This window comes from Duganella sp. GW821-FHT07G03, assembly GCF_059418605.1.
In genome coordinates this window covers 145,194-157,314 of the sequence record NZ_JBWKQE010000007.1, presented here as the reverse complement: position 1 = coordinate 157,314, position 12,121 = coordinate 145,194, and the positions used below count along the sequence as shown (strand labels likewise).

8 protein-coding genes are annotated in these 12,121 nt (G+C 65.4%); all 8 read right to left on the bottom strand.

Annotation, left to right across the window (positions count from 1 at the left end; translation table 11 throughout):
* Positions 1–19: 19 nt before the first annotated feature.
* On the bottom strand, positions 20–1,216 hold the full coding sequence (gene alaC / locus AC07OK_RS11860; protein ID WP_494690491.1) for an alanine transaminase: 1,197 nt from the start codon (positions 1,214–1,216) through the stop codon (positions 20–22).
* 102 nt (positions 1,217–1,318) lie between these two features.
* Positions 1,319–1,636, bottom strand: coding sequence for a hypothetical protein (locus tag AC07OK_RS11855; protein WP_494690490.1), 318 nt, complete (start codon positions 1,634–1,636; stop codon positions 1,319–1,321).
* A 60-nt stretch (positions 1,637–1,696) separates the two neighbouring features.
* Positions 1,697–2,551: an EamA family transporter gene (locus AC07OK_RS11850; RefSeq protein ID WP_494690489.1), complete on the bottom strand. Its 855-nt coding sequence runs from the start codon at positions 2,549–2,551 to the stop codon at positions 1,697–1,699.
* A 1-nt stretch (position 2,552) separates the two neighbouring features.
* Entirely contained in the window at positions 2,553–5,951 is a 3,399-nt protein-coding gene (locus AC07OK_RS11845) for a DUF748 domain-containing protein (protein WP_494690488.1), read from the bottom strand.
* Positions 5,952–6,011: 60 nt separating this feature from the next.
* A complete protein-coding gene (locus AC07OK_RS11840) occupies positions 6,012–6,491 on the bottom strand; it encodes a hypothetical protein (RefSeq protein ID WP_494690487.1) in 480 nt (159 codons plus the stop codon).
* Positions 6,492–6,536: 45 nt separating this feature from the next.
* A complete protein-coding gene (gene secD / locus AC07OK_RS11835; protein WP_494690486.1) occupies positions 6,537–8,390 on the bottom strand; it encodes a protein translocase subunit SecD in 1,854 nt (617 codons plus the stop codon).
* 78 nt (positions 8,391–8,468) lie between these two features.
* Positions 8,469–9,296 (bottom strand): hypothetical protein, encoded by an 828-nt coding sequence (locus AC07OK_RS11830; protein ID WP_494690485.1) that lies wholly within the window; start codon positions 9,294–9,296, stop codon positions 8,469–8,471.
* Between the two features lie 48 nt (positions 9,297–9,344).
* Positions 9,345–12,032 (bottom strand): TonB-dependent receptor plug domain-containing protein, encoded by a 2,688-nt coding sequence (locus AC07OK_RS11825; RefSeq protein ID WP_494690484.1) that lies wholly within the window; start codon positions 12,030–12,032, stop codon positions 9,345–9,347.
* Positions 12,033–12,121: the final 89 nt, after the last annotated feature.

Sequence of the window (12,121 nt, the reverse complement as noted above, 5' to 3'; positions counted from 1 at the left end):
GCGTAAAGTCCAAGCAGATTTATTCAGCTTTACGGAACATGGCCTTGATGCCGCGGAGGCCCTGGCGGATGCGGGCTTCGTTCTCGATCAGCGCGAACCGCACATACTCGTCGCCATAGTCGCCGAAGCCGATGCCGGGCGAGACGCAGACCTTGGCCTCGGCCAGCAGCAGTTTGGAAAACTCCAGCGAACCCAGGTGGCGATACTGTTCCGGGATGCGGGCCCAGATGTACATCGACGCCTTCGGCTTGTCCACCGGCCAGCCGGCTTCACACAAGCCTTTGTGCAGCACGTCGCGGCGGCTCTGGTACATCGCGCAGATCTCGCTGACGCAGCTTTGATCGCCTTCCAGCGCGGCGATCGCCGCCACCTGCACCGGCGTGAAGCTGCCGTAGTCGTGATAGCTCTTGATGCGCGCCAGCGCCGACACCAGCTCCTTGTTGCCGACCATGAAGCCGATGCGCCAGCCGGCCATGTTGTAGCTCTTGGACATGGTGAAGAACTCCACCGCCACCTCGCGCGCCCCCGGCACCTGCATGATGGACGGCGCTTTCCAGCCGTCGAAGGTGATGTCGGCGTAGGCCAGGTCGTGCACCACCAGGATGTTGTGCTGCTTGGCCAGCGCCACCACGCGCTCGAAAAATTCCAGCTCCACGCACTGCGCGGTCGGGTTCGATGGGAAGCCGAGTATCATCATTTTCGGCTTCGGATAGCTCTCGCGCACCGCCCGTTCCAGCTCGTCGAAGAAATCGACGCCGGGGGTCATGCGCACCGAGCGGATGTTCGCGCCGGCGATCACCGCGCCCCAGATGTGGATCGGGTAGCTGGGATTGGGCACCAGCACCGTGTCGCCCTGGTCCAGCGTCGCCAGCATCAGGTGGGCCAGGCCTTCCTTGGAGCCGATGGTGACGATGGCTTCCGCATCGGGATCGAACTCGACTTCATAGCGGTTCTGGTACCACTTAGTGATCGCACGCCGCAGACGCGGTATGCCCTTGGAGGCCGAGTAGCCGTGCGTGTCGGGACGTTGTACGGTGTCAACCAGTTTCTCGACGATGTGCGCCGGTGTGGCGCCATCGGGATTGCCCATCGACATGTCGATGATGTCTTCGCCGCGACGGCGCGCCGCCAGCTTGAGCTCGGCGGTGACATTGAAAACGTAGGGGGGCAGGCGATCGATGCGCGAAAAGCTGCGCGGAGTTTGGGTGTCAGTCATGGATATCTCACGTAAGCGCCCGGAACCGTCCGAGCGACGTCGATGCAATGTTGCATCGGGATCCATACTAGCCGAAGGTTTAGGCTTTTTGCAATACCATTTTTAGACGCTGGCTTGATTTTCCTGGTCGCTGAACCACTCGAACAGAATCAGGCCGGCGATGGACGCCACCGGCAATAGGCACAGACAGATCAGCACCCACAGCACCGGCGAGCGGCCCAGCAGTTTGGCCGACATGCCGATGAACACCAGGTGCAGGATGAGGCTGACGGCGATGCCAACCCCGGCCAAAATCACCAGCGGCACCGAGCCCACGATGTATTTGTTCAGCGGCGGCAGGAAGGCGGCGACGCACAGCACCCACGCGATCAGCGAGACAGTGGCGGCGGCGATCGGTTGTTGTGCGCGGACGACTTGCATAGGGTGACTCCTCCAGTAAGCGGCTATGCTGCCACGAACTAGACACAAACGCAACACAGTTCAGCGCAACGAGGTCAGCGCCGACGCCAGCACGATACTGGCGATGGCCAGCCATTGCGTCAAGGTCAGGTGCTCGCCCAGCACCACCATGCCGGCCAGCGCGCTGAGCGCCGGCGCGCCGCTGCTGAACATGCTGAAGGTGCGCGACGACAAGGTGCGCATCGACAGCATCTCCAGCGTGTACGGCAAGGCGCTCGACATCACCGCGATCGCCAGGCCGATCAGCAGATAGCTTGGCGTCAGCAGCGCCGCGCCGCCGTACCATCCGCCCAGCGGCACGATGAACAACGACGCCGCCAACATGGCCCACGCCACCGACTGCCCGCCATGCATCACCGACACCCGCTTGCCGTACACGATGTACAAGGCCCAGCACACCGCCGCGCCGGCCGCGTACATCACGCCGACCGGATCGAGCTGGTCGACCTTGCCGTGGATGGGCAGCAGGAAATACAAGCCCAGCACCGCCAGGCAGACCGCGGCGAAATCGCGCGGCCGGCGCGACGACAGCACCGCCACCGTCAACGGCCCGGCCACTTCGATCGCCACCGCGATGCCCAGCGGGATGCGGTCGAAGGAACGGTAGATCAGCAGATTCATCAGGCCGATCACGCTGCCATAGATCGCCACGTTGACGCCCTGCGCCCACGTCAGCGGCGTGCGCCACGGACGGAAGATCGCCAGCATCAGCACCGCCGCGAGGCCAACCCGGTAAGCCGTCACGCCTTCGACGCCCACCAGCGGGAACAGATGCTTGGCGATCGCCGCGCCGAAATTGAGCGACAGCTGGCTGGCCAGCAGTGCAAATCCGGCCAGCAGCGCGCTGCCGCCAGCGTGTTTTTTATCGTCGCTCATCTTATTTGGCCGACAGTCCGAGTTTCAAGGCGATCGGCTTGCCGGCGCTGGCGTCCACCGGCTCCGGCGCGGTGGTGTGCGCGGTCGCGGCGTCGACGCCCTCGCCTTTCAAAGCGGCCATGATCGCGGCGGAACGCTTGGCGCCCAGCTGCGGCAAGGCGTCCGCCGGCAACGGCTGCTTCTGCTCCAGGCGCTCTTGCAGCTTGGCATAGAAGGCCGTGGCGTCCGCCACTTGCGGCTCGCCCTGCACCAGCTTGCCCAGACGCTGCAGCATCGGCAGTTTCTTTTGCGCTGGGTCGGCGGCGGCGGTAGGACCGGCGGCGGCTTCGGCGGCCTTCTTCTGCTGGTCCAGCTCGGCCGCGCCGAAGCGCTCGGCATACAGGTCGCGCATGGCGCCGCGCACTTTGCGCTGACCCATGTCGAGCGGGCCAGGCTGCTCGCCGGCCGCCAGCTTGATGTCGGCGCGCGCCAGCACCACGCGGCGCAAGGCTTGCGCGCGCAGGGCCGCGCCGTCCACCGGCTCGTTGTACTGGCCCGGCACGGACAGCTTCAGCTGCGTCTTCTTGGCCAGGATCAGCGCCACCTGCTTGAGCTTCTCGCGCTCCGGCGGCAACACCGCATCACTGCCGGCATCGAAGTCGATGGACTCCAGCTTGTCGCCGCTGACGCCGAACAGATTGCCCAGCGCGCGGAACGGCGAGGTCACGATCTTGCTCATGATGTTGCCGATCGCCTTCCACACCACCGAGCCGTAGCTGAACTGCGGATCGTTCATATTGCCGGAGACCGGCACGCCGAGGTCGATGCGGCCGTCGCTGTCCTTCAGGATGGCCAGCGCCAGTTCCAGCGGCAGCTTGAGCGCGTCCGGACTGTCGATGCGCTCGCCCAGCGTCAGGTTGTCGAGCACGATGTGGTTGTTGCCTTCCAACTGGCCCTTGGCGACCTTGTATTCCAGGTCCAGCGAGATCTTGCCCTGGGCGATCTTGTAGCCGGCGAACTTCATGCTGTATGGCGAGGCCGACACCATGTCGACGTTCTTGAACACCACGTTGATGTCGGTGTTGTCGGCCGGGACGAAGGGATTGAGCTTGCCGCGGATGCGCGCCAGGCCGAAGTCGTCGACGCGGCCGTCCAGCTCGATCTGGCTGCTGGCGTCGCGCTTGGACGACAGGCCGGTGATCACGCCGCCCAGCTCATAAATCCTGGCGCCGAATTGCGGCCGCAAACTCAGGTCGGTGAAGGCCAGCTTGGCGTTCTCGAAGCGCACGCGGCGCACCTTGACCGGGAACGGCTCGGCGGTCGTCGCCGGCGCGGCGGCCGGCTTGGCGGCGGCAGGCTGCGTCACCAGCAGGCGCTGGGCGTTGAAGCTGCGGTCGTTCTCGATGATCAGCGTGGCGTCCGGCTCGATGACGCGCAGCTCGGCGATATCCAGCACATCCGGCGACAGGCCGAAGGCCAGCTTGTCGGCACGTACCGACTTCCAGTGGGCGAAGCGGTCGTTGTCTTCCTCGTCGAGCGCCAGTTCGGCCACTTCCAACGAGCCGTCGTAGCGCAGGCCGGGATCGGTCTTGCCGCCGGCGCCGGTGTGCAAGCGTCCCTGGCCGGAGATGCTGCCGGCCGCGATCTTCAGCTTGACGTACTTGGATAGCAAAGGCTGCACCGGCGCGATCGCCAGCTTGGTCAGCTTGAGATCGGTGTCGACGGCGCCGGTGGACGGCACCACTTTGCCCTTGGCGGTCAGCAGGCCGCCTTCGCGCAGGCCGACCGCGCCGTCAAAGGCCAGCGGCTTCTTCAGGTCGGTACCGGCGTCGGTCAGCTTGAGGTTGAAGTCTTGCAGATTGGCCTTGATGCCGCTGCTCGCATCGTCGTAGCGGGCGCCGAATTTGTTGAACTCGACGGTCTTGATATTGGCTGCCCATGGCGCCGAGGCCGGGGCATCCTTGGCCGGCGCCTGCGCGCCGCCGCCCGATTTGGGGAAGGCGCTCAGGAACAGGAACTTGCCCTTGGCGTCACGCGACAGGTCCAGCTGGCCGCCGTCGAAGTACAGGCGCCCCAGGCTGGCGCGGTGCGCGGCCAGGTCGATCTCGCCGCCGTCGAAGCCCAGCTGCGCCAGCTTGAACGGCGTCATCGCGCCGCTGTTCAGCACCAGATTGTCCACCGAGAAGGCCGCGTCGGCGATGTTCAGCTTGAGGCCGTCGGCGGCGGGTTCGGCTTGCAGTTGCAGGTGCAGCTTGAGTTTGTCCGCATTGAACTTCAGCGCGGGGCTGACGGTTTCATCCACCGCCGCCACGGCGATGTCGTCGAATGCGAGCTGCTTGAGCTGGATTTTCCAGTTGCCCGCCGGCGCAGGCTTGGCCGCCGCGACAGGCGCCGACGCCTTCGCGGGCGCAGCGGGCAGCATCAAGCTCGCCACGTCCAGCTCGCCCTTGGCATCGCGCCGCACCGCCAGCACGCCGCCGTTGACATGCATGCCGCCCACCGTCACAGTGCGCTTGAGCAGATCCACGCCGACATCGCTGACATCGAACAGCTTCAACTTGACGAAAGCCTCGGCCGCGCCATCGCGCTTGACCACCAGGTCGTTCAAGGCCAGACCGGCGCCGGCCACGCTGGCATCCAGCTGGCCATCCTTGTAAGCGAATTTGTAAGGCAGCTTGGCCGACAAACGCCCGTCCACCACCGCCACCCGCGCGAACGACTTCAGATACGTCGACACACCCGGCAAGGCCATATTCTCCAAGGTCAGCACGCCGCTGCCGACTATAGGATTGAGCGCGTTCGTGCCCTTCCAGCGCAGCTTGCCGCCCAAGCCCGCGTCCGCGCTCAGCGCGTAGTCGCCGTTCTCGTCCGGCAGCGTGCTCAGGTTGTTCAACGTGAAGGCGATCGGCGCATAGGTATCGTTGTAGCCGGCATGACGGTCATGCATGTCGACCTTGCCCTGCTCCAGCACGAAATGCTCGACGACCAGGCGCGGCATGCCGCTGTCGCTGTCATCGTGCTTGCGTTGGTTGAGCGTCGCCATGAACTCGGCGATATTGAACTTGCCGTCCGGCGCGATGGCCAACTGCACCGTCGGCGCCACGATGCGGATCTCGGCGAAACTCCAGGCGCGGCGCAGCAGCGAGCGCCACTGCATCTCCACCTCCAGCCCGCCGACGCCGAACAGGGGCGCGCCGCTGGCCTCGGTCAGCTGGAATTGCTGCACCGCCAGCCGCAGCGTGAAGGGATTGAAGCTGACTTCGCCGATGCTAGCCTTGCGTTCCAGCTCGGTCTCGACAAACTTTGGAAGCTGGCTCTTGATCACTTGCGGCAACAGCCAGCCGCCCGCCAACGCGTACACACCCACCGCGCCAGCCACGCCCACGCCCCATCGCTTCCATCGTTTGTTCAATGCCTGCAAACTATTCCCCTGAAAATTTCTCTCACAGGCAACAGTATAGCAAGCACGACAATACCAGGCTTATTTGAAGACCGAGCAGTACTGCGTATTGTTTTCGATATTCTGGCCCGGCTGGCCATCGGCCGCGATCACCTTCAGCCAACCATCCGGCTTGGCCGGCGTCGGCTTCTTGCCGCAGTTGGTGTGCACCCAATGGATGCCGACGCCGCCGTCCGTGTACAGCTGGCCGCAAGCCTCCACCCGGTCGTTGATGCGGATGCCGCTCAGCGAAGCCGGCACGGTCTTCTGGTTCGGCTCGAAGCCGCTGGCGAACACATTATCGATAGCGACGTCGTACACCTTGCCGTCCTGGTCGGACTTCATCTTCAGATGGGTGTGCGACAGCTCCACGCCCTTGCGGAACTGGCCGTGCGAAAATTTCGGCCCCTTCACGACGACGCCGCTGCGATAGCTGCCAGCGGACGCCGAGCATGTGGCGGCTTCATCCGCGTAGGCAGAAAACGCCGCCAGCAATGCGCAGCCTAGCAATAGTTTTTTCATCAGAACTCCCTTGGTCGTTTTGGTGCGGCCATTATCCACCACAATCTACTTGGCGCGCCAGACGGTGCCAATCGCCAACGACGACAGCTTCTTGCGCCGCCCGTACCACAGGTTGACCACCCCGCGCGACACGAACACCGCCGAAAACATCGACGTCAAGATCCCCAGGCAATGCACCACCGCAAAGCCGCGTATCGCCCCGGAGCCGAACACCCACAGCGCCACGCCGACGATCAGGGTGGTGACGTTGGAATCGAGGATGGTGGCCCAGGCGCGGTCGAAGCCGGTGGCGATGGCCTGTTGCGGCGTGGCGCCGCCGCGCAACTCTTCGCGGATACGCTCGTTGATCAGCACGTTGGCGTCGATCGCCATGCCCAGCGCCAGCGCGATGGCGGCGATGCCAGGCAAGGTCAGGGTCGCCTGCATCCGCGACAGCAAGGCCAGCAGCAACAGCAGATTGCAAGCCAGCGCCAGCACGCTGAAGAAACCGAACAGCATGTAGTAGCCGATCATGAACACGGCAATCGCGGCAAAGCCGTACATGGTCGAATGCAGACCCTTGGCGACGTTCTCCGCGCCCAGTTGCGGGCCGATGGTGCGCTCTTCGACGATCTCCATCGGCGCCGACAGCGCGCCCGAGCGCAGCATCAGCGCCAGGTCGGCCGCATCCTGCGCGGAGCCGACGCCGGTGGTGCGGAAGTGCGCGCTCAGTTCGCTGGTCAGCGTGGCCACCGAGATCACTTCCGGCTTGCCGCTCTTCTCGATCAGCACGATGGCCATATGCTTGCCGACGCGGTCGCTGGTGGCGGCCGACATCTTGCGCCCGCCCGCCGTGTTGAGGTCGATGAACACGGCCGGCTGTTGGTTCTCGTCCAGGCCGGCGGTGGCGCTGGTGATGTAGTCGCCGGTCAGCACCACGTCCTTGTACAGCACGGTAGGCGCGCCCCGCCCCACCGTGTACAGCTGCGAGTTCAACGGTATCGCCGCGCCCAGTTCGGTGCCGCGCGTGATGCTCTCGTCGACCATGCGCACTTCCAGCGTGGCGGTGCGGCCGAGGACGGCGCGGGCCCGCGCCACGTCCTGCTCGCCGGGCAACTGCACCACGATGCGGTCCGCCCCCTGCTGCTGGATGATGGGCTCGGCCACGCCCAGCTCGTTCACGCGCTTGGACAAGGTGGCGATGTTCTGCGTCACGCCGTCGTTGATGGTCTGCTTCAACGCGTCCGGCTTGAGCGTGGCGACCAGCTTCAGCTGCGCACCGTCGCCGGCGTCGGCCAGCAGCAGCTCGGGGCCCTGGCCCGCGATCAGGTCCTTCGCCTTCTGCCGCGTGGCTTCGTCGCGGAAGCTGATCTCCAGGGTGTTGCCGACGCGCGCAATCCCGCCATGGAACACGGCCTTGTCGCGCAGCACGCTGCGCACCGACGCTTGCACGCCTTGCAGCTTCTTGTCCAACACGGCTTTGGTATCGACCTGCATCAGGAAGTGGACGCCGCCGCGCAGGTCCAGGCCCAGGTACATCGGCAACGCGTGCAGGCTCTGCAGCCACTGCGGCGTATCGGCCATCAGATTCAGCGCGACCAGATATTGCGGATCGGCGGTGTCGGCGTTCAGGCTTTTCTCCAGCACCGACTTGGCGCGGAACTGGGTATCGGGATCGGCGAAGCGCGCACGCACCGCTGCGTGGGCGCTGTCGTAGGCGACGCCGGTGCCAGGCACTTGCGCTTGCTTGAGCGCGCCCTCGACCTTGCCCACCAGCTCGGCGTCCACGCGCACGCTGGTCTTGCCGCTGCTGATCTGCAGCGCCGGCGACTGGCCAAAATAATTGGGCGCGGTGTACAACGCGCCCAATAACACCGTGATCACAATCACGATGTACTTCCACAGCGGGTATCGATTCATCTTAATCACTTTTTAAGAATGGACCGACCTAAGCTGCGGCTGCTTGCACCTATTGCAAGCCCAACAATTAATTATTTCTCATGTCCCCGGCTGGCTGTATTTGCGGAACTGCTCGCGCATGTGGCGCAGCTTGGCCGCCAGGTTGGCGTCCTGCATCACGTACAGGTCCAGCCGCGCGGCGTAGTCGGGCGTCATCATCCAGCCGAAGGTCTCGGCCTTGTCTTCCTCCTGGCCGTAGCTGGAATACAGGCTGACCACGCCCGGCTTGGCGTGGCCGACATCCTGCAGGTTCTTGCCGTAGAAGCTGGCGCCGCCCTTGCCGTAGTTGAGCCCGACCGGGTTCAGCGCCAGCCACGCGGGATCGGCGTGGTAGTAGTCGTTGTGCTCACGGTAGTCGATGAAGTGGTAGAACTCGTGATGCACGCGCATCTCCATGCCGGCCGGGCACAGTTTGGCGCTGTTGTCGGCGTAGGCCACGCTGTCGACCTCGGCCATCGGCATCGCCAGCCGGCGCTGGCCGCCCACCGCCAGTTCCTTGACCAGCACGATGTTGTGCAGGCGGACATTGGCGAAGAACGGGGCCGGATAGCGCTCCATCCCCGGCAGCACCACGCTCAGCAGGCGATGCAGGCGCTGGCGGTCCGGCTCGCTGTCGGTGAAGGCTTCGGCGCTGGCGCCTTCGCTGTTCAGTTCCCACTGGGCGTTCAGGTTCAGCGCGGCCAGGCGGCGCGTGGCCGTTTCGCGCAGTTGCGCCAGCGTGGCGTCGGCCGGCGCCACGCTCGGGTATTGCAGGTCCCAGTGGCATTCGATGCGCAGCGCATCGTTGTTGTGATCGATAGGCGCGAGGGTGCTGCAGGCGGACAGCAGCAGCGCGCTCAGCGCCATGAGAATTCGGTGACAGGACATGGGGAGACTCTTGAAACGGCGCCGGCACAAGGCCGGCGCCTGGGTTGATTACTTGAACTTGTAGCTGGCGGTCAGCTGTACAAAGCGGCCCAGCTGGCTGTGGTACGACGGGCTGTAGCCCTGCAGGTAGGGGATCTGGCTGGCGTCCATCGGCGCTTCCTTGTTGGCCAGGTTCTGCACCGACATCGACAGCTCCAGGTTGCGGAAACCCTTGTAGCTGACATAGGCGCTGGCCGTCAGCCACGAGTGGACGTTGCACAACTGCGGCGCGGCCGCTTCAAACGAGCACACCGTATCCGGCGAGCTCTTCAACAAATAACCGCCCACATAGCTCCAGTTGATGCTGGCGTCCCACGGGCCAAGGTCCCAGGCCACGCCGGCGCGGCCGCGGTTCTTCGGCTGCCCATAGTAGCCGACGTAGTCGACCGGATCGTTGCCCGGCACGTCGGTGCTCATGTAGCTGTTCATGCGGTTGTAGCTGGCGCTCAGCGAGACGCGGCCGTAGCTGCCCACGCTGAAGCTGCCGCGCGCATCGACGTCGACGCCGCGCGTCTGCGTCGACGACAGGTTGGCCGTGATCAGGCTCAGGTGATCGAGCTTGCCGCTGACGGCGTTGCGCACGATGCGGTCGGCAAACTGCGCCTCATGCTCGAGCAGGTAGGTGGAGCTGATGGTGGACAGCTCGTCGCGGCGCTTGATGTGGTATGCATCGACCGACAACGACCATCCCGGCACAGGCTCGGCCACGAAGCCTATCGTCACGCTCTTGGATTTTTCCGCCTGGATGTCGGGATTGGCGCCGGTAGTGAAGGCCACGTAGCGTTCGCAATCATCGTTGGTGGTGCTGAACACCGGGCAGCGCTTGGGATCGAGCACCTTGGTGTAGCCGTTGGTGTTCCCCGCGTGCAGCTCCGGCAGCGACGGCGCGCGGAAGCCTTCGGCGTAGGTGGAGCGGAAAGCCAGCTGCGGCAGCGCGCTCCATTTGACGCCGGCCTTGGGCGTGAAGGCCGAGCCGAAATCGCTGTAGCGGTCCGAGCGCGCGGCCAGGCTCAGCTCCACCGTCTTGAGCACCGGCGCCGACAGCTCGCCATACGCGGCGGCCACGCTGCGCGAACCACTGGCGCCGGTCATGCCGATCAGCTGGATGGAGCCGTCGGTGAACAGCGGGTCCGGCGCGGCGTCGAATTTCTCGCGGCGGTACTCGGCGCCGACGGCGATCGCCAGCTGGCCGCCAGGCAGCGCGAACAGTTCGCGGTTGCCGTGCACATCGACGCTGCTGGTGCTGGTGTCGGCGTGGTTGTCCAGCAGCGGATACAGGCGCGCCATCAGCGCCGGATCGTTGCCGCCCGGGTTGTGCAGCTGGAAGCTGTTGCGCACCAGGCCGTCCGCGTCCAGCACCTCGTTGATCAGCACCTTGTCCTGGATGTAGCCGTGGTAGCGGGTGTCGGTCAGCGAGCGCGAGAACATCGCCGCCGCCTCCAGGTCCCAACGCCCCAGCGTGCCGCGCGCGCCCAGGGTGGCGCGCATATTGCGGCTCTCGCTGCTGATGGTGGTCGGCACGTCGTTGAAGACGTAGCGCACGCCCACCGTCTGGCCCCACTTGTTCTGCGGATGGCCGGCCGGCAGCAGCAGGTAGCTGATGGTGGTGCCCGGCGCGTTGCCGTACAGGCCGTGCTTGTCGAGCAGGTCGTTGGTGTAGGCGCCGTAGGAATTGGTGGCGTAGCTGTACATGCTGGAAGCCTGGCGGCTGCGGCTGAGCGCGGCGTCGCCGAACATTTCCCAACCCTGCCCCAGGTCGTAGGTCAGCGCGCTGTAGACGTTGTCGCGCTGGCTCTTCGATTGCAGCGTGACGGCGGTGGTGTTGTCGTTGATGCAGCGGCCGTTGAGCGGCGAGCCGGCGTCCACCAGCGCCGGGCAATCGCCGATGATGCCGAGGAAGCTGCCGCCGGTGGTGCCGGACGCGGTGTAGACGTTGCTGGAGAACGAGGAGCGGCGGTCGGCCAGGCCGAAGCGGCGGAAGTCGGCGTCCTTGGTGCGCGGACGGGCGTTGACCAGCACCGGGCTGGTGTCGCGATGGGACAGACTGAGCAGCCAGTTGTAGCCGTCCTGCGCCAGGGTGCCCTTGCCGTAGGTCAGGCCGATGTCGCCGGTGTTGCCGTCGTGGTAGGCCGAGGTGCCGCCGGACACCTTGAGCGCCAGGCCCTCGTAGTTCTTGCGCAGGATGATGTTGATGACGCCGCCGATGGCGTCGGCGCCGTAGATCGCCGAGGCGCCGTCGAGCAGCACCTCGATGCGCTCGACGGCGTCGACCGGGATCGAGTTGGTGTCGACGAACGAGGCCGAGCCGAAGCCGAACGGCGCCACGCGGCGGCCGTTGATCAGGGTCAGCGTGGCGCCGGCGCCCAGGCCGCGCAGCGAGATGCCGGCCGAACCGAAGGCCTGGCCCGGCGTGCCCTCGGCCGTGTAGCCGCCGGTATTGCCGGCCGGCAGATCGCGCAGCACGTCGGTGATGGTGGCGGCGCCGGAACGGGCGATCTGCTCGGCCGTGATCACCTGTACGGCGGACGCGGTTTCGGCGTCGACGCGCTTGATGCGCGAACCGGTGATTTCCACGCGCGGCGGCGCAACGGTGTTGGCGGTGCTGGCTTCAGCGCTGGCCTGGGCGGCGGCGGTCAGGGGAACCGCGCCGGCGCACAACAGCGCGACGGCACGAACGATAGGGCGAATAGGCGACATGTGACACTCCGTGGTATGACAGTTTGATGAAATACTGCAACTGTCACGGAGTGTCTTTGGTCGCCGCGCTCAGGTCACGGACAGGACTG